Origin of the sequence: Teredinibacter haidensis (assembly GCF_014211975.1) — a bacterium.
Lineage (GTDB): Bacteria > Pseudomonadota > Gammaproteobacteria > Pseudomonadales > Cellvibrionaceae > Teredinibacter > Teredinibacter haidensis.
Map to the genome: position 1 here is coordinate 1681958 of NZ_CP060084.1, position 25398 is coordinate 1707355.

Here is a 25398-nt window from a genome sequence, read left to right on the forward strand (position 1 = left end):
ATGACGGCGATTTACCAATACTTTAAAACGCTGAATAGTCGTCATATGGCGCTTTGCCAGGAGGCCCATGAGGCGACGTGGGATTCACATAGAGACAATCTAATTCAGTTGCTCTGTATTGCCAGCCTGCTTTTGCTTAGCGCTGCGGGTGGCTATGGTATAGCTGGCTATCATTTTGCGTTTGACAGTATTAACAGCCTCTCTGCATTAATACCCGAGGCACTGTTGCACAATATTACTGTGTTTGGCGATGGCTCTTTTTTGCTAGCGCTTGTTCTTTTATTCAGTGCCAAAAATATTCGTTTCCATTGGCTTGTTTTTTTGGCCGCCATTATTGGCGGTATTGCTTCGAACAGCCTCAAAGATATTTTTGACCTCCTGCGCCCCCCTGCCGTATTGGACGCCGGTAGCTTTAACCTATTTGGCAAAGGCTACAAGTACCACAGTTTTCCATCAGGACACACACTTACCGCATTTTTAATGGCAACAGTACTTTATTACTACAGCCAAAAACACTGGCAAAAAGTGGTCGTTTTATTGGCGGCATTTGCCGTGGGACTAAGCCGAATATGGCTGGGAATTCACTGGCCTATCGATACCTTAGTCGGTGGTGCGTTAGGTATTATCTGCGGCCTGGCGGCCATTACTTTAACCCAACGCTGGCACGCGGGCTTATCCAACAAAATGCACTGGTTTGTTTTGGCCTTGCTTATTATTGCCCCCATAATGCTTCTGGTAGAAAAAAACGACTACCGGTTAGCCCTGCCGCTGCTATACATCACCGGCTTGCTGGCATTATTTAAAACGCTAAAACACTATTTTATTCCGCCAACGCCCGAATCAAATGTAGCAATTGGCAGCGCACAGATAAAGCTTCCAGTTATTCCCGTTTGGGCAAGGGCTTCAACTACTTTCTGGGTGTTTCTTGTACTTATTACGGCCTATCGCATCGCCGTGCTTTTACAGCCACATTTCAGTCTGTTTTACGATGAAGCCTACTATTTTCACTGGTCCCTTAATCCCGATTTGGGTTACTACTCAAAGCCTCCCATGGTGGCGTGGGCAATACTGTTAAGTACCAGCCTGTTCGGAAACGGTGTTATAGCAGTAAAACTAATGGCAAGCATACTCTACGGAGCCACTGCGGTTGTTATTTACTCCACCATTAAACGCTATAGCTCTGCGGTAAATGCCCTGGTTGGCGGATTGGTTTTCCTTACCATTCCAATGATCGGTTTTAACAGTGAATTTATTACCACCGATGCTCCACTGATCTTTTTCTGGAGCCTCGCCCTTGCATACTCACTTAAGGCTATTAAGACAAAAAAGCTTACCGACTGGTTGCTACTCGGTGTATTTTCGGGCTTTGGAATGCTGAGCAAATACACCATGGGAGCCCTACCACTTGCGGTGTTTGGCTTTCTGCTGACATCAAAAAGCTATCGGCCTCTACTGTTAACCGCGGGCCCTTGGCTGGCTGCGGTAACTGCGGGGCTTATATTCAGTCTTAATATTTATTGGAACTTCAGCAATAACTGGGTCGCGTTACACCATACGCAGGAAATTTCACAAACCAGCGGTAAGCTGTTTAACTTTTCCTCTCTTGCGGAATTTACAGCAACCCAATTTCTTATTTTCGGCCCGATCTGTAGCTATCTGCTAATCAAAATTGTGTATTCACTTATCAAGCAAGCAAAACAGGCAGAAACAACCGAGACCGTAGACCGCGCTCAATTTCACCTATTACTCTGGGTTATGCTCGTGATTTTGGGGGCAATTTCCCTGCAAGCATTTTTGTCCAGAGCCTTTCCGAACTGGGCTGGCCCCTGGATGGTTGCAGCCACCATTATTCTGGCCATGGGCTGGCAATCTACTTACACTGCAAAACGCTTTTATCAGTATTTGAGCTATGGTCTTGCTCTAAACCTGTGTTTACTTTCCCTGTTCTACCACTGGCCAGCTGCATTGCGTTGGCTCGATATTGAAGCTACGGCGAAAAACGATCCCTTTCATCGTGTAACTGGCTGGCCAGAATTAGGCGAGGCCTTAATGCCTTATGTTGAGTCCCACCCGGATGCTCTACTCGCTAGCGATTCCAGAGACCTACTCGCCTATCTGGGCTACTATGGAATGCCTGGGAAATTTAAATTTGCCCGCTGGAATCCAGATGCGGATAAGATTCGCGACTACTATGATTTAAAAGTTAATTTACGTAACTGGGCAGGGCAGGAAAAACAAGGTTTTCTGTTTGTATCGAAAAACGCTCCGTCCGAACAGATAACGTCTCGCTTTGAGCAAGCTATCCCGCTGGGAACTCTGACAGCCCATCCCTATAAAAACGAAGAAAAAACCGTAACCATCTCCCTTATGAAAGGTTTCAAGGGGTACCCAGAATATGAATAAGCGCCCTTCTTTCAAAACGTTTTTACGTCTAGATGTTTCACTATTTTTACTGACAGTCATCTTTTTTTTGGTATGGCCAAATATCGACCTTGTTATTACAGGTAATTATTACGCTGATGGCCAGTTCATTTATGGAAACAATGCATTTGTACGTTTTATTTACCTCCTGTTCGCGAAAATCCATATTGCCTATATTCTACTTTTTATCGCTGGCATAGTTGTCTGCCATCAGAAAAAATGGTTTGCAGCCAAGAAGAGTTGGACTTTTTTACTGATCACGCTCATTGTCGGCCCTGGCATACTCGTTAACATGGTATTAAAAGAGAATACCGTTGGCCGCCCTCGCCCTCAGAACGTTGAACAGTTTGGAGGAGAAATGCCTTTTGCTTCAGTTTTTCACTACTCCGGTAACTGCGATAGCAACTGCTCTTTCGTCAGCGGGCACGCCGCTATCGGCTTTTACCTTATGGCCGTTGCTTGGGTAAGACAAAGACGAATTTGGTTTGTTTACGGAATTACATTGGGAGCGCTGGTTGGTTTTGTTCGAATTTTACAGGGTGGTCATTTCTTCAGTGATGTTGTTATGGCTGGCTGGTTCACTTACTTTACCTATTTGCTCATTGCCAAATTAATGCAGTTTGAATTTCCACCAAAGACACCGAAACGCCGCAAAGTGGAATCAAGCCTGTAGAGAAATAACACCGCCATCCGCCCCCGGCAGACACAGAATAGCCCCCTATGCTACGCACAGCGTTTGCATGTTTACGGCGCAGGTCTGGAAACAGAGGCAATAAAACCACACATCAATTCCGAGCCCCGTGCAATTCTAATGGTGTTACGCTGAATCAGATCCGGCGGAATACTGAATAGACGATTGTGTTTTACCGCTTCGATACTCGGCCACAATCTCCAGTGATATAACCATGGTGGCGCGTCGTCACCCGCACCACTCGCCACTATAACCTGCGGATTTTTAGTTAAAACCGATTCAACGCTAATCTTAGGCGCCAGTGCTACGGCGTCACCGAATATATTTGAGCCACCACACAGAGTAATCACATCGCTAATAAGATGAGCCCCATTCAGTGTTTGCATGGGTTTATCCCAAATTTGGTAAAGTACGCGCACGCGGGGTAATTCAGCATTCCGAATTTTTAGCGCAGCCATTTTTTCCTCAAATTGCGCAGCTACTTTTTCCGCTTTAGCCTGCGTGCCAGCCAGGATCCCAAATTGACGAATATCGCGCGCTATGTCACCGATTGAACGAGGGTCATTGGCATAGGCCGTTATACCCAGCGCATCGAGTTTTTTTAATACTTCCCCCCCTCTTCCAGAGCGCCAGACCACGACAAGGTCTGGCTTCATCGCGACAATAGTTTCCAAGCTATAAGCGCTAATAACGCCTACGCTAGGTAGCTTTTTTGCCTCTTCCGGATAATCGCTGTAATCCACAGCCCCGACCAACTTATTGCCTGCGCCCGCCGAATAAAGGTTTTCGACAATATGGGGCGCTAAGGCAATAATTCTTTGCGCGGGCTTATCGAGATAAACTTCTCGCCCTAGATCATCAACAACCGAAACACCAGCCAAAACTGGGTTGGCAACAGCTGTAAGACACAATAATAGGGAGCACACCATTTTTTTCATAACACGAAAGCAACCGGGGTTTGAAGGGCCAGAAAATTGTTGCCGAGCTGATAAGCGCTCGACCTAAAGTATCAATATTTTTTTAGAAAATGAGTGGTTGACCGGAAACAGGATGATTAATCACCTGAAGCTCGGTTCCAAATAATCTCTGGATCAAGCCTTCTGTTACCACCGTATGGCTATCGCCATTGGCAACAACCCTGCCCTGCTGCAATGCGACAACCTTGTGTGCATGTCGAGTGGCAAGGTTAATGTCGTGCAGCACCATCAATACGGCCACACCCTGTCGAGAAAAATCTCGGATGGCCTGCATAAGCTGCTGCTGATGACCAAGATCTAAAAATGCTGTTGGCTCATCCAGCAAAAGTAAACGATCCATATCATCACTGGGGTTCCATATTTGTGCCATTACCCTTGCTAGCTGTGTGCGTTGCTTTTCACCGCCCGACAAACGGGTATACAGACGATTGCGCAGATGGGTAATATCTAACGCTGCCATGGCGCTCTTAACAATGCTCTCATCTTCCTTGCGCCCGCTGCTGTGGGGGAATCGCCCCATCGCAACAACCTCTCTTACGGTGAAAGGAAAAGAGAGTGAACTGAACTGGGGTAATACCGCCATTCGCCTCGCTTTTTCATTACTGCTCCAGCGAGCCATATCTTTCCCGCAAAATTCAATACTGCCGGTTGCACCGGAACACTCACCTGAAATTGTACGTAAAACCGTGGATTTACCCGCACCATTAGGACCGACAACCGCAGTTATCTGTCCGGGTTCCACATCAAACGTAATTTGGTCGATTAAGTTATAACCATTAATCGTAAAACCAATTTCTTTTAGCGAAAGAATCGTCATAGTGATATTTTAGCTAAAGGAGTATTGCAGCCGATGCCGCAACAGAGAGAGGAAAACAGGCGCGCCCAGTAAGGCTGTTACCAGACCAACGGGAAGCTCGGTTGGAGAAATTAATGTTCGTGCAAAAATATCAGCAACAACCAGAAGTGTCGCACCTAATAAGGCCGACAGCGGAATCAGATAACGGTGATTAGGTCCAATAACAAGGCGTACCAGATGGGGCACCATTAAACCAATAAACGCGATGGTTCCACTCAAAGCCACGGCAATACCGACTCCCGCAGCAACCGAAATAATGATCGTGCGCTTTACCCGCTTAACGTCGATCCCCAAATGTCGAGCTTCCGACTCACCCAACAACATTACGTTTAAAGCTTTGTGCTGGCGAAAGAGTACGAGATAGGAGATAACGCTCACCGCAATTAAAATCATAACATCCTGATAGTTTGCGCCATCCAGGCTACCCATACGCCATAAGCTCAAGCGCCTAAGCATTTCATTATCAGACACAAATTCCAGCAAGCTGGTTATACTTCCGGCCAAAAAGGTAAAGGCAATACCGGCTAATAACATGGTGGAAACGCGTGTTCCCTGTTCATTGGTAGAAATTGAATAAACAAAACCCACCACCCCGATACTACCCACAAATGCGCCGACAGATACCAGGGAAAAACCCCAAATCCCCCACTCCCACTGGTGTAGTAATACAATCACTATGCTGGCCCCGGCTGCAGCACCGGCGCTCACACCAATAAGCGATGGATCGGCAAGCGGATTGCGGAAAAGCCCCTGTGTTGCGGCACCGCTAACCGCCAATATACTGCCCACTGCCATCGCCAACAATGCGCGAGGTAGGCGTAAGCGCTCTATAATAAGCCCTGCCTGGCTTGTATCGTTACCACCCACCCACGAGATAAATTGACTAACACTAAGGGGCACTGCCCCAAAGAGTAATGAGCACAGCAAACTAAAAAGCAGCAGCCCTAGCGAAAGGCTTGCTATCCACGGCCAAATCCTCGATAAATCTGCTGGCTTAATCAGCATTTAGCAACCCGCTTAATAGTCGACCCCTTTACGCGCCTGAATCCCAGCGCGAAAAGCGTGCTTTATTTCCTTAACTTCCGATACGGTATCAACAACTTCCCTGAGGGCACTGCCGCCACCCCGACCAGTAAGAACGACGCTTTGCTGATGAGGTCTGTTTTTGATCGCGTTGACCACCTCGTCTTCATCCAGGTATTGATAAGCCAACATGTAGGTAAGCTCGTCGAGCACAACCAGATCAAAACTTGCATCAGTCAGTAATTTTTTTGCGTATCCCCAGGTTTTTTTCGCCGCATCTATATCGGAGGATCTGTCCTGCGTGTCCCAAGTAAAACCCGTTGCCATCTGGTATAGAAATACATCTGGACATTTCTCCCGCAGATAAATTTCTTCGCCAGACAACTGCTCACCTTTAATAAACTGAACGACGCCCACTTTCTGTCCATAGCCGAGGGCGCGAATGACCATACCAAAAGCTGAACTGGATTTTCCCTTGCCGTTTCCAGTCAATAAAACCGAGACACCGCGTTCCTGATTGGCACTGGCAATCGTTTTATCCACCTGCGCTTTTTGTTTTTCCATGGCGCGTTTGTGTTTAGCATCTTTATCCATCAGTTTGACCTTATTAGAAAGTAAACTTAGCACCCAGATAAGCTTTACGCCCGCCGGTATTATAGTTGGTTACTTCTTCATAATTTTTATCTGTCAAATTTTCTACGCGCAAACTAAAGGTCCAGTCTTTCAGTGAGTAGTTCGCGCTTACATCCAGCACCTGGTAATCGTCTAAAGGTACGCGAACATTCTGATAGGTGTCATTATCATAGACTTCATCATCAGCATCCGTCGCCAAACGCAGATTCGCCAGCATATTCAAATTATTATCCATAAAAGCGAATTGTAGTCCCATGTTGCCCTGTAGTTGTGGGCGACGAAGACGGGGTAAATTATCGGACGTTTCACTTTCGTTATGGGTAACGTTACCGACAAATTTAATCGTGCTGCTAAAGGCGTAATCGGCAGCCAATTCAACGCCCTTAGATGAGGTTGTTCCCGAACGCTGTAAATAGCCAGAATAAGACGCCATGTCGTAATATATTTCGTCTTCTATTTTCTGGTTAAAGTAAGTAAGTTGCACTAACGCTTTACCGTCAATAAAATAATCCACGCCGATATCAAAGCCACGGCTTTGCTCTTCAGTTAAGACCGTTTCGGCTGCCGCGCCGAACGCATCAGGGCCAGCATTGTAAGCAATCTCATACAAACTGGGCGCTCTGAAGCCGGTGCCAAAGCTGGCTCTATATTTAAGCCCTTGGTCGACACCATCGCTATTTTTTTCACTTTGAACCCATGCCGTAGTCGCGCGATAGCTGAAGTGCTCTCCAAAATCATCGCTGTCATCATAACGCCCACCAAAGGTGTAGAACGCATTATCGGAAAATTGGCCCTGCCACTCGGCAAAAACCGCCGACTGATCCTGAGATAAATCGTCTCCACCCTCTATAACAACGGTTTCAGACTTATTATCTAACCCAAACACGAGAGTACTATTTGCCAAGATTTTAGCGCTTCCGAGATACTCGACTTTTTCTACATCACCCTTGTAGCCGTAAGAGAATACGCCATCGGCCAAATAATCCCTCTCCGTATTGGTTTTGGCTAGGGCCAACTGGTGGTTCATTTTTTCGCCACTATAGCTGGCGGACAAACGCCCTGCTTGCTGACTATAGTCCGACTTGCAGTCGTGCGTTGTCGGGTAGCCACAATTATCATATTCCGTGTTTCCCTCCACATCGCGAAGCACGAATTGAGCCCGCCAGTTCTCCGATAAGTTTAAACCGCCTTTAAAGTGCAGGGTTTGATTCTCGTAACCATCTTTGTCTGCTTCGCTATCGCTCACCAGCGAGTTATAACCATCGGTAGAGTTTTTTGCAGCCGACAAAAAAACATCGCCCCGAGCACTACCACTGGCAATATAGCCATTTACATCCTGTTGCTGGTAGCTTCCCCCCTGAACGCCAATTTGGCCTTGAATCCCTTCATCTACCGTCCGGGTAAAAATATTGACGACACCACCCGCATCCGCACCATATACAAAGCCCTGCGGCCCACGCAATATTTCTACTTTTTCGATTTCACCATTGGCATTGATATGTTCCATTGCGGTGCTTACCTGCGGGCCTGTTGGGTCCGACATTTCGATACCATCGATTAACACCAGGGTTCGATAACCTTCTTCTCCGCGAATACGCAAACTAGTGACTTTACCTGCACCGCCGCTATTACTAACGGATACGCCGGCCTCTGTACGCAATAGATCGGCAATCGCATTGTAACCACGTAGCTCGATTTCCTGCTCATCAATAACCGTAACGGAAGCGCCGATCTGACGAATAGGCGTTTCGTTTTTTGATGCCGTTACAACGGTTTCTTCAAGAAGTGGTTGCGCAAGGGAATAGGAAGAGAAAATCACAGCATTAATAGCGGTGAATAAAACAGATTTTTTCATGTTAGTCCTCATAAGCGTAAAAGCAAGCTAATGAGGGAGGCAGCCAGGGATGATGTAGACAAGTTTGATAAGACGGCTACAAATACTGGTTAGTATTGAATACGGCTATGCCGCAGGTAACGCTGTCCGCAAGTCGGGGATCACTCCAGGATGGTAGCCCTCCGCTCCATCAACGAAAATGAAACAGGCTGGTATCGGGCTATTACCTACTAAAAGTAGCTTTTACCGTTGCGGGGGCAGCGTTGGGTTTTCACCAAACTTCCCATTTATCTTGCGGCGTCGCGCAAGCACCTGTAACTGGCGGCGACTGTATAGAGGCGCCATTAGAATGTCAACTTGCCCATTAAATTCGATTAAATCCAACGAAGCGTTTACAAAAGTGGTCCAAACCGGATTGAACAAACTCACCCCTATTCCACTTCCTTTCCCCCGCTTTGAACCGACCTAAGCGGGAGGCAACAAAGGTTGCCGCCTTCAGCCTTCGACTGCCCATAAGAGGAGAATCGAGCAAAAGATGAACCGGCCGCAAGGTGTACTCTTTCCCTTCGAACAACGTTAAGCGCTTAATATCTTTAGCCCGAACATGGAAATACACCTGTCCCTCTACGCTATCACCTCCACGCACCGAATAAATCATGGGGTAGTGCTGATTCCTGACCTGAACACAGCGATACCCCTTTAGCTCTGCGTTCTGCTGGCCGTAACGCCCCTTTACAATTGATCGCCACACGCGAGGATACATAAGTGAACCGTACACAAACAAATGCATAATGCTGTCAACTCCCCCAAAAACCACTAACGATTAAAACTACCTACGCCAATTTTGTACTAAATATAGGTAAGACGAAAGCCAGTATTGGACCAAATTGACCCTCTATAACAACCGTGACATGATAGCCGTCTATTTATTCACCTGAATGAATTTCGCGCCACGACAAGTACGCGCTATAATTGTCCTTTTTGGGCCATCGCGGCCCATCAACTGACAATATAACGATAAAAATAAAACTAATGACCAAACGCCACACTTTATCGGCACGGATAACCCTCGCCTTTTTGGGGGTTGCCTGCAGTGCCTTCAGTTTTGCCCAGCCCCCATTGCAGGCAAAATTTTGGGCGACAGGATTAAGCACAACAAGGGCCACTTACGAATCTCTTCTTGCCGAGCACCTTCTGGATATTACCCAGCCCACACATGGTCCTTACGAATTTAGCGTTCATTACCTACAAGTAAACTACGATCGTGGAAGACGGGTAGTAGCAGAGGGAAAAGAGGTTAACTTCTTCACCAACCCCCTACCCGCCCGCAAGTTGGAGATGGATGGAGAGCTAAATGTTATTAGCGTTCCATTACTGCATGGGCTCCTAGGTTATCGTGTTTTAATTGCCCGCAAGCAAGATCTTCACATATTTGCCAGCATAGAAAACTACGCTGATTTGCAGAAGCTTAAAGCTGGACAGGTTAACTATTGGGCCGATGTCCCAGTGTATAAAGAAAATGGCCTACCGCTGGTGGTAGGCTCCTCGTTCGAATCGCTCTTTTTTATGCTGAGCCGAGGACGCTTCGACTATATACCTTTAAGTGCCGGTGAAGCCGTGCAATCGTTAAGTGAAGTGGGACCGGATTACGGCAATCTTGCGATTGTGCCGGGTATTGTTCTTTACTACCCTTTCCCGGTGTTTTTCCAGGTGAGTAAGCACCACCCAAAACTAACAGCGCGGCTGGAGCACGGATTGAAAATCGCTCACAAAGAGGGTTCTTTAGACACGCTTTTCTATCGATATTTTAAAGATGTTATAACTCAGATGAATCGAGAAAACACTCGCCTGTTTTACTTGAAAAACTCAAACATCCCAGCACCTTTTAGTCTGGAGCCCCCTAAACTTGTATCTACTCAGCGGGTTATTTCTGCTCCAGGGCTAATCGACGTTCGCTAAGCCCTCATGCTGCCAACGTTCTATAAGTGCCCGTTGGTTTTACTGAAGAATAAAGGCTCGTTAGCCTTTTGAAAGTGGTTTTCACGTTTTACATCGAAATGTTTTAGCATAAAGTCCTCAATTTTTGGCTTTACGTTTGCGCGAAAGCGACGACCACTGAAAACACCATAATGCCCCACACCCGTTTGAATATAATCGAGTTGACTCTCCTGCGGTATATTCACGCATAATGTATGCGCGGCCTGGGTTTGACCAATTCCGGATATATCATCATTTTCACCCTCTATCGTCATCAAGCCCACCTTTGTTATTTTTGAAGGTTGCACCAACTGACCTCGATGCATAAATTCACCTTTGGGCAAACGATGCTCCTGGAAAATATCACTGATGGTTTGCAGATAAAACTCTTCCGTTAAATCAAGTACAGCGAGATATTCGTTGTAGAAATCCCGATGCCTTTGCGCACTATCACAGTCACCCTCAACTAGGTGCTCAAAATATTTATTGTGGGCGGTTACGTGACGGTCCTGGTTCATGGTAATAAAACCACTGAGCTGTAAAAAGCCGGGGTAGACACGGCGCATAATGCCTTTGTTTGGCCAGGGAACCGTATAGATCATATTATCTTTAAACCAATCGAAACTGCGCTCCATGGCAATTTTGTTTGGCGTGGTTGGGGACAGGCGAGTATCAATTGGCGAGCCCATAAACGTCATTGTCGAAGGCAAACTTTCGTTATCCTGTTCTGACATCACCGCCACCGCCGCGAGAACTGGCGGGCCGGGCTGGCAGATACTGATAATATGAATATCCGGCCCCAATACCTCAATCATTTCAATGATGTAGTCAATATAATCATTGAGATCAAACCGTCCCTCGCTTAACGGGACTTCCCGAGCATCGGTCCATTCGGTGACATAGACTTCGTATTCCGACAGAAAAGCGTCAACTGTACCGCGCAGTAGTGTTGCATAGTGCCCGGATAGAGGTGCTACCAACAGCAGACGAGGGTGTGTCCAGCCGGCTTTACCATGTGCCTTCGCCAGCCCTTCCCTGCTGCGCTCGAAATGGAGTAATCGACAGAAGGGTTTCTCCCAGATCACCCTTTCCTGCACAGCAATCTCAATATCGCCAACAAGTGTTGAATTCAATCCCCATAAGGGCTTTGAGTAGCGCCGTGTCATAGATTCAAACAGGTCACAGGCAGCCGCAGCGGTGCGGCCAAACAAGGTGTAAGAGGCGGGGTTGTAGGGAGATTCGAGATAACGCTTATTGAATTCGACTGCCTCCCGCAAGGGCGCGAGCGCAGCATGGTTGAGCTCATATGCATGGTAGAGCATGGCAAACCCTCCAAGGCCGATTAGATCAATAATAGCACAACAATGCTGCACTGCACCAAATTAATTCGAGCCCCCGGAAGGCCCCTCAATCAATCGATCCAACGGCGGGTCAGGTTGAGGTAGGCATCCACCCTACGATCCCTTAAATAGGGCCAGATACGCCGGACAGATTCAGATCGTTTTAAATCGACTTCAGCGCAAAGCGCTCCCTCGGCCTCGATCTGGGGGGCAAGTAGGTATTCCCCCTGCGGCCCTACGATAAAGCTGGAACCCCAAAATTCTATGCCGTCCTGGTCCCCCACCGGAGAGCTTTCAAAACCGGTCCGATTCGCGACCAACACCGGAATTCCGTTGGCTATGCCATGGCCACGCTGAATGGTAATCCAAGCATCCCTCTGCCTCTGCTGCTCGTCAGTATCGTCATTTGGGTCCCAACCAATAGCGGTTGGATAAATTAGACAATCTGCGCCCGCAAGAGCCATCAAACGCGCGGCTTCGGGATACCACTGATCCCAACAAACCAACACACCCAACTTCCCTAAACGGGTTTCTATCGGCGCAAAGCCGTTATGTACCGCCCCCTCTGCATCACCGGGCGTAAAATAAAATTTCTCGTAAAACCCTGGGTCATCGGGAATATGCATTTTGCGGAAAAAACCAACCCTGCCCTTGTCGCCGTCGAAGACTTGCGCGGTATTGTGGTAAAGCCCCGGCGCGCGTTTTTCGAACCCGGACATCACTATCACCACATCCAGCTCGGCTGCGATTTCCGCGATAGAGGTTGAAGTAAAACCGTCCAGCGGCTCGGCCAAATCAAAAAGTTCAGTATCTTCCACCTGGCAAAAATACTTCGTTGCATGCAACTCCTGTAGCACGACAAGCTCTGCCCCCTGATCTACCGCTTCACGAATATACTGCTCCGTTACACACAGGTTTTCCTCTTTATCATTTCCGGGAATGGATTGCTGAATGACAGCAGCTATAAATTTTTGTTTCACGCGGTTTCTCCGGCAATTTGCATGGTGGCGCAGTGCAAGCTTCCGTGCTGCTCTAGCAACGCTTCGCAGCGAATAGGCACGATGGTTTTATCGGGCGCAGCGTTTTCTAAAATCGTTATGGCATCCAGGTCTTGGTCGACTCCGTAAACCGGCAAAAAAATATGCTGATGACAAAGCAGGAAGTTAGCGTAAGTCGCGGGAAGTATACGTTCATCTACCGCACTCCGAATAACCGGGACGGGCAGTTTAATTATATTCCAATGCCGTTCAGAACAGATTTTTTCCAACTGATCATTCAAGCGTTCTAGCGCAGGTGCATCGTGATGCAAACCGTTTCGACCACAACATACAACGGTATTGTTATCGAGAAATCTCGCCAGAGTATCAATGTGTCCGTCGGTATCATCGCCGGTCATTTGAACATCATGAACCCACTCAATATCGTCTGCACCCAACATCTGAAGTAGTTTGGCATACATGGTTGGCTCGTCTAAACCGGAGTTTCGATTGTTGTCCACAATACAATCGCGATTTACCAACAGAATGCCATCGTCATTAATTTCAACACCGCCACCTTCTAACACCAGATCCACTTTAGATTGGGGAGAAACGCCATAACGATATAGCTGCAGCGCAGCGGCATTATCGGCGTCGGCGGAGTATTTCCCCCCCCAACCGTCAAACTGAAAAGCACGGTAACTAATGGTGAAATTCGGTTCCAAATAGCTTAAAGGACCATAATCGCGCACCCAGGTATCGTCGTAATCGATGTCAGCAATGATATTTAAACGAGCCTGTTGGTGTGCGCTCAAATGCAGAGTCTTATACCAGCTACGCCAGTCACTACCGGGCTTTGCTAATAGTAAAATGCCTATTGTTTCATCAGCCTGTAAAAAAGCCGTAACCATGTCGCGGTAACAATTCAGCGCCGCGAGCAAGTTATCGTCCCAGTCGCTACCCTTATATGGCAGCGCAAGTAATATTGATTTTATGCAGGTGTATTCAGGCAGAAGACGCATGCAGAGCCCTCTTTAGGTAAGGTTATTGTTTTATTGGTTATAGATAGGTGCCAGTTTGGATCGCCACACACGCTCGTCCACAACCCCAACGTGTTTGTAACGAATAATGCCCTCGGCATCTACAATAAAGGTTTCCGGCGCTCCGTACACACCCAAGTCTAAACCCAGACGACCGTCGCTGTCGACAACATTGGCATGGTACGGATCAGCAAATGTCTCTAGCAACTGACGGGCGGGTTCATTTTCATCCTTGTAATTCAAGCCCACAATTTTGACGCCCTGCTCTGCCAGTTTTAATAGAAAAGGGTGCTCGACACGGCAGCTTGGGCACCAAGTGGCCCACACATTTAACAGGTAGGGTTCACCGATAAAATCCTCATTGGAAAGCTGCTGCTCCAAATCCTGTAAATTGGGTAATTTAAAATCAGGTACCGGCTTGTCAATTAAAGCAGAAGGCAAGTGTCCGGGATCGATAGACAGACCACGCCATAGAAAAGTCGCAAGCACAACAAATATCACTAACGGTATAAAGAGCTTAATACGGTTCACGTTTTGGCGGCCTCTTCGGTAACAACGGCAGTAACAACAGAACTTTGTTCAGCTTCCGACGGCTCTTCTACCGCCGCACCCTCTTTCTTTGCTATTTCCTTGTTATTTTTTTTACGTTCTTTATACCGTTTATCCGTTATTGCCAAACCGCCACCCAAAGCCATAAACAAAGCACCAATCCATATCCAGCGTACGAGCGGCTTAAAATGAATCCTTACCGCCCAGTCGGAGTTTTCCAACTCTTCACCCAGCGCTACGTATATATCCCGAAAAAAACCAACATCGATATCGGCTTCTGTCATAACGCTGCCGCCGGAAAAGTAACGGCGTTTTTGCGGGCGAAGACGGGTAATTTCTTTGCCATTTTTACGGACAATTACATCACCCACATCGGCAAAATAATTTGCCCCCCGTGTACGGGTTACATCTAACAGCTCATACTCATAGCCCGCCGCATGCACTGATTCGCCGATAGATAAGCGGACATCGCGCTGATCGCTGTAAACGGTATTTAAACTCACACCCAATAGCGATACAGCAAAACCAATATGGGCGAGTATCATCCCATAATAGCTGGGAGACAATTTCGATAACCCCTCACCAGCAGACGCCGATTTACTGATTTTTCTTCTGACGTCCCAAATTGAAGAAAGAATCACCCATGAACCAAGCGTAATTGCAACGGCTGCCGAAACAGAATATCGACCTTCAAACACTCCCGGCAAAAAAGAACCTATCCACAGGCTGGCTAAAAATGGCGTAACTTGCCAAGGTTTTATTTTTTGGTAATCCGTTTTTTTCCAATTAAGCATTGCCCCCATGCCCATCAATACTGCGACGACAGCCATAAGTTTAACAAAGAAAAAATTGAACCACGGTTCGCCAACCGAAATCTTACCCAGGTTTAATGCATCGGCAGCCAAGGGGTACAGGGTACCCAACAACACAAAATTGGCCGCGATTATAAAAATAATGCTATTAGCCAACAAAAAAGCTTCGCGAGAAAGCAGATTAAAACCCGATACACTTTTTACAACCGGTGCACGGAAAGCAAACAGGGTAAGTGAACCACCAACGACCACCGCGAGAAAGGCAAGAATAAAAACGCCACGTGTGGGATCGGACGCAAATGCGTGCACCGACGTCAGCACACCGGAGCGTACGAGAAAGGTTCCAAGCAAACTAAGGGAGAAACTAAAAATCGCCAGTAGCAAGGTCCAGTTTTTAAATACGCCCCGCTTTTCCGTCATTGCCAACGAGTGAATTAACGCTGTACCCACCAGCCAAGGCATAAACGATGCGTTTTCAACCGGATCCCAAAACCACCATCCGCCCCACCCGAGTTCGTAATAGGCCCACCAACTTCCGAGAGCAATACCCAGCGTTAAAAAACACCATGCCGCATTCGTCCAGGGACGGGACCAGCGCGCCCAGGCGGCATCTAAACGCCCGGAAAGTAACGCCGAAATGGCAAAGGCAAACACCACAGAGAAACCGACGTAGCCCATATACAGCATGGGTGGATGAAAAATCAGCCCCGGATCCTGAAGTAGCGGATTGAGATCGCCGCCGTCATAGGGGATATCGGGAAGTACGCGATCAAAGGGGTTGGAGGTGGCGATCATAAACAACAAAAAACCCACGGCTATCATGCCCATAATCGAGAGTACTCGAGCAAGAATATCGATGGGCAGGCGGCTGCTAAACAAACTAACTGCGAGAGTCCAGCCTGCCAGGATAAAAACCCAGAGCAGCAGAGAACCTTCATGCCCTCCCCATACGGCACTGATTTTATATTGGGTTGGCAACACCTGATTAGAGTGACGAGCCACGTAAGCGACAGAAAAATCGTCAACATAAAATGACCAGGCAAGAATGGCCAAAGCAATCGTTATAAAAACGAATAAACCTGCCGTTAGCGAACGTGCAGACGCCATCCACACCAGTCGCCCATTGAAGCTACCCACCAATGGAATGATCGACAAACACAACGCTAACAAGAAAGCGATAATAAGCGAAAGCTGGCCAAACTCAGGAATCATAATCGATACCTTTACAACTAGCGGTATGGCCATCACCGGTGGGTTTCATGCTATCGGCAACTTCTGGTGGCGTATAATTTTCATCGTGTTTCGCCAATACCTTACTGGCCATAAAGACACCTTTGCCATTTAACTTCCCGGTTAAGACGACCGCTTCCCCTTCGGCAAACAAATCGGGAAGAATACCCTCGTGCTGAACAGTCATTTCAGCCATACCATCGGTGATATTAAAATCAATCTTTAAACTATCTTGCGCACGCTTGAGACTGCCCGGGACCACACATCCACCGGCGCGAATTGTTTTATCTACCGGCGCTTCGCCGCGAACAATGACCGACGGAGGATAAAATAAATTTAAATTTTCGCGTAGAGCAAATACAGTAAGACCAATCGTTGCGCTGCTGAGCACAACAATAAAAATAACCAGAATGAGACGTTGTTTACGTTTAGGATGCATTACAAACTCATGCCGTTTAACGGCGTAAAATGGATCGTTGAATTTTCATAAATTTACGTTTCGCCAGAACAGGCACTATAGCCAAATAGGCTATACCCACCAGGGTAATCGAGTAACTCGCCCACACATAGGGCCCGTGCCCCCCCATGGTGAACAACTCCTGCAAGCTGTCATATTGAAAGATAAGTGCCATTTAACCAGCCCCCACCAAAGTCTGAACCCAACGGGTGCGTTTTTCCCGCTGTAATATTTCCAGCCGTGTATGCAAAATAATCAACCAGGCGTACGTAAAATAAAAGGCAATAATCATCCAAATTAAGGGGTACGCCATACTGGGATCTATGGATGACTTTTCGAGTAACTTTAATGTCGCCGGCTGGTGCAGCGTGTACCACCAATCAACAGATTTATAAATAATAGGAATATTGACCATACCCACTAGGGCAAGAATGGCACTGGTTTTATCGGCGCTATCTTGGTTTCTATATGCTTCTTGCAAAGCGATAATGCCCAGATAAAGGAAAAACAATACCAGCATAGAGGTAATGCGTGCATCCCACTCCCACCAGGTTCCCCAAGTTGGTTTGCCCCAAACGGCGCCCGTGACCAGCGAAATAAACGTGAGTACAGCTCCTACCGGTGCCGCACACTTCATTACCATAAACGACAGTTTCATGCGCCAAATCAGCCCAACCGCGCCGCTGACAGCCATTATGTAATACCCCGCCAACGCCAGAAACGAAGTGGGAACATGGATAAAAATAATACGGTAACTATTGCCCTGCTTAGCGTCCGGAGGCGCGTAACCCAAGCCCCATACGCAGCCGATAAGTAGCATTAGGATCGAAATAACGCCCAACCAGCGAACCCAAGCGCCCGTTTTTTCGTAAAACCATCGAGGGGAACCTAATCGGTGAAACCACTGCCAAACCACATTGTTACCTTTTCTAATGATCCAAACCAATCTTCAGGGCTCCAGCCGCAGCTAGTGGCGCTAAAAGTAGCGATCCAGCCAGAAAAGCCCCCAGAATGGCCAATTGCCCCCCAATTGGGAAGCCTTCTATTGCGTTGCGTACCGAGCCCGATCCAAATATTAGAACCGGCACATACAACGGCATGATGATCAGCGATAATAACAGCCCGCCACGCCTCAAGGCCACCGTAAGGGCCGCACCGATTGAGCCAATTAAACTCAGGCTACCCGTCCCTAGCAGTAGGGAAAGCATCAGAGGACCATAACCATCCTCAGGTAGCGCCATCATGACCCCAAGTATTGGAGCCAGTAAAGTGAGGGGAAGCCCCGTAATCAACCAATGCACCATAACCTTGGCAATTACAAGCCAATAGAGTGACTGCCCGCTTAATACCATCTGTTCTAGGCAGCCATCCTCGTAATCCCCCTGAAACAGGCGATCTAACGAAAGCAGCGTTGCCAACAGTGCGACGATCCAGATAATCCCCGGCGCAAGTCCAGCTAACACTTTCGGCTCCGGGCTTACACCCAACGGGACAAAGACAATCACACAGAGAAAAAATATCGCAGGATTAGCAATATCACCCCGATTGCGAAAGCCCAATAGCAGTTCACGCTTAAGACTGGAGATAAAGACAGATCCAAATTCAGGCGCCTGGATCATCTCGTCAGTCCCGTATCGACGGGAATGGGAAGGTAGTCACTAAGATCAAGGCGTTTCACTTTATCAAGCGCCATAGCCTGATGCGTTGTAAGCAGTATCAGCCCTCCCCTGCGCGCATGGAGACTTATCTGATCTTCCAAGGCCGCAACACCGCGCTTATCTATGGCGGTAAAAGGTTCGTCCAGAATCCATAGAGGAGCATGGCTCAGGTAGAGGCGCGCCAAAGCAACACGTCGCTGCTGCCCGGCAGACATCTGGTGACAAAGCACGTCTTCGTACCCTACGAGCCCTACCAAGCTTAGAGCTCTGCAGTAATCTTCACGCGAGGGTTGTGGCATATCGGTAAGAGACTTACGCCCATTCAGTCCGAAAAACCACTGTAGATTTTCCATTGCCGTTAAGGAGGCCTTTACAGCGGGGTGGTGGCCAATATACAACAACGACTCCCGAAGAGTTGCAGCATCGACGCCACCCTCCTGAGTCCAGGCGATATCACCACTGCTGACGGGTACAATGCCTACTAACATCTTTAGCAAGCTTGTCTTGCCTGCACCGTTTGGACCGGCGATTTGAATAATATCTCCGGAACCATATTGGGCAGAAACTCCCTCGAATAGCATTCGCTCATCGCGTTCACACGCCAGATTCGAGAGTGATAATTCAAAACGCAAGGATGAGCCCCGGTAAAAGTAAAAAAGACGACTATTATAACGATAAGCCCTAACTTTGGTATCAGTAATACGCCACAACTGCCGATAGACTAGGTGAGCCACCAATCAAATAAAGAAGAGCCTGTAAACGACCTATGGATCTCCCCCCGCTTCACACGCTACCTGCACAGAAACAAAATGCGCTGACGAGTAAAGCGACTCCCCAATTAACACAACTTTCTGAAACACTCGTCGACGTAAAACTTCAGGCCAGAGTTGAACAGGTTGTTCAGTTATCGGAGGCCCAGCGGCAAGCGCTTATTAAAGGCCTTTCACAATCCGAACTTAATTCAGCGACCAATGCCACGACACAACAGCCGGTTAAAAGTTTATCTACACTAGTAAACGCTCCCGCTTTACAACTCGTGCGAATTTCCACACAAATACGAAGTGAATTATTAAGTCGCAGCACAGAAACCCCACCCAATATTCCGCACAAATTACAACTTCTTACCGATATTAAAATACCTATCGGCAGCCAACTGGAAGTGTCTGTACGCAAAGATGGCAATCTACAACTCTTAAACATAGTCTCACAAGACAAAATCCAGACGACACAGACCACTTTGGTAAAAACGGAAGCTTATACGCCCACAGACAACACCGCGCGAACAAGAGTCCTGCAGGAAGCTCTGCGACGCCACCTTCCCTACGATCAACCACAGGCAAAAAATATTACCGCGATAAAAAACATAGCCGAAACCCTTTCAACATTGCCCACTAAAACTCAGAACTCACTACTAAGTACAAACACTGTCAAACTCATCCAAAAGGTTGTTCAGCCACTAACGGGTAATAAGATGCAGCTGAACCCCAATGTGATAAAACAACTGTTAAACAATAGCGGTTTGTTTTTGGAAAGCACAATAAAACCCGAGACTCCCCCGCCAACAGTGGCACAATCAAATTTACTCTCTGGACAAGAGCTATCAAAGCAACCGAACAACCTAGATACCAAAAAATTGCTTCTGGATCTATTCCATCAATCATCGGCGACAACAAAAGAAAATCATCTACCACTTACCGAACAAGCCAAGATGCAGGCGATAAAACCTGCCAACCTACAGCAAGCGTTGAGTGGCGCGGCAAGTAACCTTAGGGGGGTGGACTCTGTGTTAGCGGCGATAACGCACTTCAAAACACCCGCAAACCAAAACCTTACAAAATTAACAGAGATTCGCCAGCATCTGGCGCGAACACTTGCCTCGGCATCAGCACTGGGCATAGCCAACATTACGTCCAACCAATTACGCCAGCTACTCAGCAATGCCCCCGAAGGACAAGCGGGTAACAGCTACGCTTTTGATATTCCGCTTAGATTACAGGACCAGGTTCTACCACTGACCCTTCAACTTACACCCCACTATTATATCGAAGACGATGCAGGAGAAAACGCCAGTCAATCCAGCAGCAGAGAAGCAAAGAAACAAACTCGGTGGCAAATATTTATGGAGCTGGAGCTACCCGAGTTCGGCTGGCTGGCCACCGAAATATCCCTCACAGGAGACCATGTAAAAACACGCTTTTGGAGTGAAAGCGACAATATTAAAACACGAGCTAAAAACCGACTCGAATCATTGAAGAAAACACTGGAGAAAAACGGTCTTGAGGTTGATGACATCATCTTAGAGCCAGGGAATCCGCCGGCCAGAACCCAGCCAATCAGCCAGAGTCTTGTGGATATACGCACATGAATGAAACCGATAAGGCAACAAAAGCCGTCGCACTCTTCTACGACGGCCACCAAGCGCCAACGGTTACAGCGAGAGGTTACGGCGAACAAGGAGAAGAAATAATTCGCCTCGCTCAGGAGGCTGGTGTCCCTTTATGCGAAAACGCGCCACTGGTTGAACTGCTTGCGCAACTGGAACTCGGTGACACAATTCCTGAGCAGGTTTATATCGCCGTTGCCCATATTTTGGCCTTCGCCTACGAGTTACAATTTACACACCAGGATTAGCCTTTCCCCCAACAGAACCGCTATAATCCCGCGCCTTATTCTGGAGAAATGACTATGTTAGACGTAAACGAATACTTTGACGGCAACGTTAAATCTATTGCCTTTAAGACCGCAACCCTGCCCGCCACCGTGGGCGTAATGGCTGCAGGCGAATACACTTTTGGCACAGATTGCCGCGAGATTATGACGGTTGTCAGTGGCGAGCTTGTCGTAAAATTACCGGGACGGGACGACTGGCAAACCTATATTTCCGGCCAGACATTTGAAGTGGAAGCGAATCAAAGTTTCGATTTAAAAGTGACCGTTAACACAGCCTACCTGTGCCAGTACGACCGCTAGAAGCATTCAGTACTTTGAGCGATGGGCAGCACAACAGTAAACGTGCTGCCCATCCCGTAGGTACTTTGCACATCGATAGAACCCTCCAGCACCACGACCAGCTCATCGACCAAGGCGAGTCCCAAACCCGTCCCCTGTATTCCGCGATTCTGGCTTTCTCGTACCTGGCTGTATTCCTGAAATAAGCTACTAATCTGTTCTTCGGGTATTCCTACTCCTGTATCTGCGACACGCATAATGAAGGTATCGCCTTTACTACCAATAGACAGGCCAACTGTTACACTGCCCGTCTTGGTATATTTGATGGCGTTGGAAACGAGATTAACCAATATCTGTCTCACTTTTCGTTTGTCGCTGCGCACGCGCATCTCTTCTTCATAGCTCACGTTATACTCGAGGCGGTTAACCTCCGAGAGATAGCTCATTTGCTCGTGAATATCGTTAACAACAGAAGACATCTCAAAAGATTCGAGTTCAACCGTCATTTTCCCTGCCTCGATTTTTGAAATATCTAAAGTATCAGAAATCAATTCATTTAATTGAAGACCGGCAACTTTAATACCGCGTAACGCGCTCGTATCCGCCTCTTCCAAACTTTCTGCTGATCGACACAGAATTAAATCGGAGTAGCCGACAATTGCGTTTAAAGGTGTTCGAAGTTCATGCATCATTTTCGCGTAAAAATCCCGCCGCGCCTCTGCTCGAGTAATACGAGCATGCGCTTGTGCTTGTTTTTGCTCGGTGGCATTAAAGGCATACCCTATAGCAGTCGTTTCATCCATCTCCTCCAAAGGATGAAAATGCCAGCTAAACCAGCTGCTATGCGCTTCTATTTCAACATGGGTAATACTTTGCCCCTGAGTGCAACATCGCAAACAGATATTTGCTAGATCCGGTGGAAATATTTTTGCTCGCCCTTGCTCATCAAAGCCGTAACCCAACAGTAATTCCTGCATTGCCGGGTTTCCAAACAACATCTGCCCCTCCCTGTCAAACTCGGCTATGGCGGCGGGATTTTTGTCCACAAAGCATGCGAATTTTTCCAGCTCGGCGACATTGTGTTGCAGCTGTCTGTTTTCTGAGAAAGTGATGAGGTGATGGGTTAAACCATTTCCGAGAATAGGGATAATTCTATAATCGACGCTGATATATTCACCGGAACCATCCAACCAACAAGTAGAATTCATTGTATTAGACGATGCCTCATCGACAAGTATCAGCGGGCAATCACATGCCTCATGCTCGAACTCACGCACCGGTATACAGAGAACATCATGGACATTTTTGTACTCTACTGCAGATAAAGACCAGCCAATTATTTCGTTGGCTTTTTCCGATAGCCATATAACGTCTCCACTCTCTCCCAACGCGATCAGACCATCCGGCCACTGCAACAGCCATTGCCGCCATTCATCTTCTATAAGAAAAGCATTCTTTGCTGCACTAACTTTATTTTCGGTTTTTTTATTATCCATTACTCAAATACCGAAAACAGCTTTCGTTCGAAATCATCCTTCGGGTCACCAGGCTCAATTAATTCGGTAATTTTTCTCTTTGGGTCGTTCCCCTCACGCAAATCGATCACGAAAGGGTCAGCAAGTACTTTATTTTTGCTGTCGTAAAATACCCGAATAATCGGTTCCAAATGAGCATCGGCAAAAACCTGTTCAACAACCGCTTTCTCTCCGGTATCAAGCCTTACTGCACTGGTAACTGGGTAGATACCCAAAAGACTAATAAAAGCAGCCACAACTTCGGGGTCAAACTTACCCTGCTCCGCTTCTTTGTACAGTAAACGCAAGGCGTTTGTCGGAAGCATGCCGGGCTTATCCGTTAACTGATGAATACATTCATCATAGGAATCTACAACAGCAAGAATTTTTGCTGCAGGATGAAGTTGCCTGCCCTTAAGTCCGGCCGGATAGCCGCTGCCATCACAACGCTCATGATGTTCTCTAACAAGGCGTAAGACCCGTTCGGAAAGCGTAGTAGCGCCCAGCATTTTCAGGCCTATATCCAAATGCGAGCAAACGAGCCTCTGTTCCGTTGGCGTGTAGTGCGAACGCTTACCCATAAGGTTCAGCGGTAACTGTAGCCAGCCGCTATCGTGAAGTAATGCGGCCAGACCCAGTGCAGAACGATCCTCTTCGGGGAGCCCCTGAGTAACCGCTACATTAAGCGCAAGGCAAAAAACACTAAAGCTATGATCAACCAGCTTTTGTGATTTCCTGCTCAGGTGAACAAGATTCAACAGCGCCTGATTGTTTCGTTCAAGGCTTTCTACCGTGTCATCAATTAGCGGCTGAAGCTCTTCCAAAGAAACGGTTTGATTGCTATCCAGCCGAGCGTTCAATTGACTAACGGCGGTCTGTATTTGGCTACGGATCAGGCGAGCCTTGTGCATCTCCCGCTCTAAAGCTTGCACTGGGGTATCGATATTCGGCTTCGAAGTACTCTTTTGCTCAAACGAGGACGCACTTCGGATTTCATCCGCTTCTAGATTTGAAACCGGTGTTTTCTTACTAGGGCTTTCGGGATGAACCCCTTTCTCCAGGTCGACAACCAACATTTTAACGCCAGCCTTTTGCAGCATCGCGACTTCACTGGAATTTTTAATAATCCGCGTATGCTTTATAAACGGGCTGTCGATCCATGGGATATCAAGCTTTACCACGTACATGCCGGGCAAAAGTTGATCAATTGCAATAGCCCTGATACGACGACTTGAACTCATAATAATTACAACAAATAAGATGTAAGATCTAAGCAAGTATAGATTGTGCCTGATGGGTAGCTGGATAAAATTTCACCTACTTACAGAAAACTTAACTGACCCAAATTAGGATACCTTTGATAACTCGCTCGAGTGCTGCACCCGCTCGACTCCAACACTCAGCCCTCGGTTGGGAAAATCCATATGCATTTATGCAGCTCTTAGATACAATTTGACCGCCGTTACGACAGCATTTGGCAGCTAGACCCATTATCCAACAGGCAAATCAATGAGTAATTCCGCTGTACCCTTTCCCTCAAAAGTACAAATATTCTGGTTAGCCATACGCCCAAAGACCTTACCTGCATCGTTAAGCCCTGTTTTGCTGGGAACGGCCAGCGTACCTTTTGAACAACTAAACTGGCTGCTGGTTATCTGTGCTTTCGGCTGCGCCGTGTTTTTACAGATAACGGTGAATCTCGCAAACGATTTTTTTGACGCCAAAAATGGCGTAGATAGTGACCAACGCCTGGGCCCCGTCCGAGTAACACAATCACAACTGGCATCACCGATGCAAATGGCCTGTGGCATCGTTTTATTCGTGCTCCTCAGTATTCTTTGCGGCCTTGTATTGATCGTATACAGTGATTGGCTAATGCTCGGTGTCGGTGTTTTGTGTGTATTGGCTGCGCTAGGCTACAGCGGAGGCCCCTACCCCATTGCCTCTCATGGCCTGGGCGAGATAGCGGTGCTTATTTTCTTTGGCTGGGTTGCAGTTATGGGCAGCTTTTACATCCAGACCCAAAGCCTGAATGGGCAACTATTTACACTCGCCACGGCTCTAGGCTTGGTTCTCGCTGCAGTTATGCTTGTGAACAATATTCGCGACATACCCACAGACAGAAGCGCAGGCAAAACAACCCTCGCGGTACGTCTGGGCAATAAAAACAGTAAAGTGGTTTTTACTGGCTTATTTGTGGTCGCAGCGGTCTTGCACTGCCTCGCATTTACGGCCTTTACAAACGATTACCCCATTATTCTTACGACAGTACCTATTGTCTTGTGCTTCCCGTTTGCCCATAAAATCTGCTCCAAAATGTGGATTTCCGAAGGTGCGGCGCTAAACCCCCTACTCGCCAGTACAGCGCAGCTCAGTATGCTCTATAGTGTTAGCACAAGCCTTCTCCTCCTGATCTACTAAAAACTGTGTCCCCTATTTGAGCGCACCCGGGTAATATAA

25 protein-coding genes and 1 riboswitch are annotated in these 25398 nt (G+C 47.5%); of the genes, 7 read left to right on the top strand and 18 right to left on the bottom strand.

What is annotated here, in order from left to right; all coding sequences use genetic code 11:
• Both H5715_RS06585 and H5715_RS06590 read left to right on the top strand, forming a co-directional pair.
• Window positions 1-2403 carry a glycosyltransferase family 39 protein gene (locus H5715_RS06585; protein ID WP_075184652.1) on the top strand — a complete coding sequence of 801 codons (2403 nt, stop codon included), beginning with the start codon at window positions 1-3 and terminating at the stop codon, window positions 2401-2403.
• The gene (locus H5715_RS06590; RefSeq protein WP_075184651.1) at window positions 2396-3094 is read left to right on the top strand and encodes a phosphatase PAP2 family protein; all 699 of its coding nucleotides are present in this window, start codon (window positions 2396-2398) and stop codon (window positions 3092-3094) included. Before H5715_RS06585 ends, H5715_RS06590 begins: the two co-directional genes overlap by 8 nt.
• A gap of 71 nt (window positions 3095-3165) precedes the next feature.
• Here H5715_RS06590 and H5715_RS06595 read toward each other — a convergent pair whose 3' ends face one another.
• From H5715_RS06595 to H5715_RS06620, 6 genes are all read right to left on the bottom strand, one after another.
• A complete protein-coding gene (locus H5715_RS06595; protein WP_083607931.1) occupies window positions 3166-4050 on the bottom strand; it encodes a cobalamin-binding protein in 885 nt (294 codons plus the stop codon).
• 82 nt (window positions 4051-4132) lie between these two features.
• The gene (locus H5715_RS06600; RefSeq protein WP_075184650.1) at window positions 4133-4906 is read right to left on the bottom strand and encodes a heme ABC transporter ATP-binding protein; all 774 of its coding nucleotides are present in this window, start codon (window positions 4904-4906) and stop codon (window positions 4133-4135) included.
• A 9-nt stretch (window positions 4907-4915) separates the two neighbouring features.
• Complete coding sequence (locus H5715_RS06605) at window positions 4916-5950, bottom strand: FecCD family ABC transporter permease (protein WP_075184649.1); 1035 nt, start codon at window positions 5948-5950, stop codon at window positions 4916-4918.
• A 12-nt stretch (window positions 5951-5962) separates the two neighbouring features.
• Window positions 5963-6562, bottom strand: a complete 600-nt coding sequence (cobO, locus tag H5715_RS06610) for a cob(I)yrinic acid a,c-diamide adenosyltransferase (protein WP_075184648.1) — start codon at window positions 6560-6562, stop codon at window positions 5963-5965.
• A 13-nt stretch (window positions 6563-6575) separates the two neighbouring features.
• Window positions 6576-8456, bottom strand: coding sequence for a TonB-dependent receptor plug domain-containing protein (locus tag H5715_RS06615; RefSeq protein ID WP_075184647.1), 1881 nt, complete (start codon window positions 8454-8456; stop codon window positions 6576-6578).
• A gap of 169 nt (window positions 8457-8625) precedes the next feature.
• Window positions 8626-8766, bottom strand: a riboswitch (cobalamin riboswitch).
• Between the two features lie 33 nt (window positions 8767-8799).
• Complete coding sequence (locus H5715_RS06620) at window positions 8800-9225, bottom strand: gamma-glutamylcyclotransferase family protein (protein ID WP_075184646.1); 426 nt, start codon at window positions 9223-9225, stop codon at window positions 8800-8802.
• A gap of 242 nt (window positions 9226-9467) precedes the next feature.
• Here H5715_RS06620 and H5715_RS06625 point away from each other — a divergent pair, with 242 nt between their 5' ends.
• Entirely contained in the window at window positions 9468-10394 is a 927-nt protein-coding gene (locus H5715_RS06625; protein WP_075184645.1) for a type 2 periplasmic-binding domain-containing protein, read from the top strand.
• 20 nt (window positions 10395-10414) lie between these two features.
• Here H5715_RS06625 and H5715_RS06630 read toward each other — a convergent pair whose 3' ends face one another.
• The 10 genes from H5715_RS06630 to ccmA form a co-directional block, all read right to left on the bottom strand.
• Window positions 10415-11734 carry a polyhydroxyalkanoate depolymerase gene (locus tag H5715_RS06630; protein ID WP_075184644.1) on the bottom strand — a complete coding sequence of 440 codons (1320 nt, stop codon included), beginning with the start codon at window positions 11732-11734 and terminating at the stop codon, window positions 10415-10417.
• An 89-nt stretch (window positions 11735-11823) separates the two neighbouring features.
• Window positions 11824-12732 carry a carbon-nitrogen hydrolase gene (locus tag H5715_RS06635; RefSeq protein ID WP_075184643.1) on the bottom strand — a complete coding sequence of 303 codons (909 nt, stop codon included), beginning with the start codon at window positions 12730-12732 and terminating at the stop codon, window positions 11824-11826.
• Window positions 12729-13751, bottom strand: coding sequence for an agmatine deiminase family protein (locus H5715_RS06640; RefSeq protein WP_075184642.1), 1023 nt, complete (start codon window positions 13749-13751; stop codon window positions 12729-12731). Before H5715_RS06640 ends, H5715_RS06635 begins: the two co-directional genes overlap by 4 nt.
• Before the next feature lie 30 nt (window positions 13752-13781).
• On the bottom strand, window positions 13782-14300 hold the full coding sequence (locus tag H5715_RS06645; RefSeq protein ID WP_075184641.1) for a DsbE family thiol:disulfide interchange protein: 519 nt from the start codon (window positions 14298-14300) through the stop codon (window positions 13782-13784).
• The gene (locus H5715_RS06650; protein ID WP_075184640.1) at window positions 14297-16342 is read right to left on the bottom strand and encodes a heme lyase CcmF/NrfE family subunit; all 2046 of its coding nucleotides are present in this window, start codon (window positions 16340-16342) and stop codon (window positions 14297-14299) included. The genes H5715_RS06645 and H5715_RS06650 overlap by 4 nt, the downstream gene beginning before the upstream one ends.
• Window positions 16332-16799 (bottom strand): cytochrome c maturation protein CcmE, encoded by a 468-nt coding sequence (gene ccmE, locus H5715_RS06655; RefSeq protein ID WP_075184639.1) that lies wholly within the window; start codon window positions 16797-16799, stop codon window positions 16332-16334. The genes H5715_RS06650 and ccmE overlap by 11 nt, the downstream gene beginning before the upstream one ends.
• Window positions 16800-16815: 16 nt before the next feature.
• On the bottom strand, window positions 16816-16992 hold the full coding sequence (gene ccmD / locus H5715_RS06660) for a heme exporter protein CcmD (protein ID WP_075184638.1): 177 nt from the start codon (window positions 16990-16992) through the stop codon (window positions 16816-16818).
• The gene (locus tag H5715_RS06665) at window positions 16993-17733 is read right to left on the bottom strand and encodes a heme ABC transporter permease (RefSeq protein ID WP_075184704.1); all 741 of its coding nucleotides are present in this window, start codon (window positions 17731-17733) and stop codon (window positions 16993-16995) included. It lies immediately after the preceding gene.
• A gap of 13 nt (window positions 17734-17746) precedes the next feature.
• Window positions 17747-18436, bottom strand: a complete 690-nt coding sequence (gene ccmB, locus H5715_RS06670; RefSeq protein ID WP_075184637.1) for a heme exporter protein CcmB — start codon at window positions 18434-18436, stop codon at window positions 17747-17749.
• Entirely contained in the window at window positions 18433-19107 is a 675-nt protein-coding gene (gene ccmA / locus H5715_RS06675) for a cytochrome c biogenesis heme-transporting ATPase CcmA (RefSeq protein ID WP_075184636.1), read from the bottom strand. The genes ccmB and ccmA overlap by 4 nt, the downstream gene beginning before the upstream one ends.
• Window positions 19108-19241: 134 nt before the next feature.
• On the opposite strand from ccmA, the gene fliK reads away from it, so the two are divergent.
• Genes fliK through ppnP form a run of 3 tightly spaced genes read left to right on the top strand, consistent with a single transcriptional unit; the run spans window position 19242 to window position 21445 of the window.
• Window positions 19242-20840 carry a flagellar hook-length control protein FliK gene (fliK, locus tag H5715_RS06680; protein WP_075184635.1) on the top strand — a complete coding sequence of 533 codons (1599 nt, stop codon included), beginning with the start codon at window positions 19242-19244 and terminating at the stop codon, window positions 20838-20840.
• Window positions 20837-21106, top strand: coding sequence for an EscU/YscU/HrcU family type III secretion system export apparatus switch protein (locus H5715_RS06685; protein ID WP_075184634.1), 270 nt, complete (start codon window positions 20837-20839; stop codon window positions 21104-21106). The genes fliK and H5715_RS06685 overlap by 4 nt, the downstream gene beginning before the upstream one ends.
• Window positions 21107-21160: 54 nt before the next feature.
• Entirely contained in the window at window positions 21161-21445 is a 285-nt protein-coding gene (ppnP, locus tag H5715_RS06690; protein ID WP_075184633.1) for a pyrimidine/purine nucleoside phosphorylase, read from the top strand.
• Here the strand turns inward: ppnP and H5715_RS06695 are convergent.
• Together H5715_RS06695 and H5715_RS06700 are read right to left on the bottom strand one after the other, a co-directional pair.
• Complete coding sequence (locus H5715_RS06695; protein ID WP_083607926.1) at window positions 21442-22920, bottom strand: PAS domain-containing sensor histidine kinase; 1479 nt, start codon at window positions 22918-22920, stop codon at window positions 21442-21444. The genes ppnP and H5715_RS06695 overlap by 4 nt on opposite strands.
• Window positions 22920-24179, bottom strand: a complete 1260-nt coding sequence (locus H5715_RS06700) for a cyclic di-GMP phosphodiesterase (protein ID WP_075184632.1) — start codon at window positions 24177-24179, stop codon at window positions 22920-22922. The genes H5715_RS06695 and H5715_RS06700 overlap by 1 nt, the downstream gene beginning before the upstream one ends.
• A gap of 268 nt (window positions 24180-24447) precedes the next feature.
• Between H5715_RS06700 and H5715_RS06705 the strand changes: the two genes are divergently transcribed.
• A complete protein-coding gene (locus H5715_RS06705) occupies window positions 24448-25359 on the top strand; it encodes a 1,4-dihydroxy-2-naphthoate polyprenyltransferase (protein ID WP_075184631.1) in 912 nt (303 codons plus the stop codon).
• The last annotated feature ends 39 nt before the right edge of the window (window positions 25360-25398 follow it).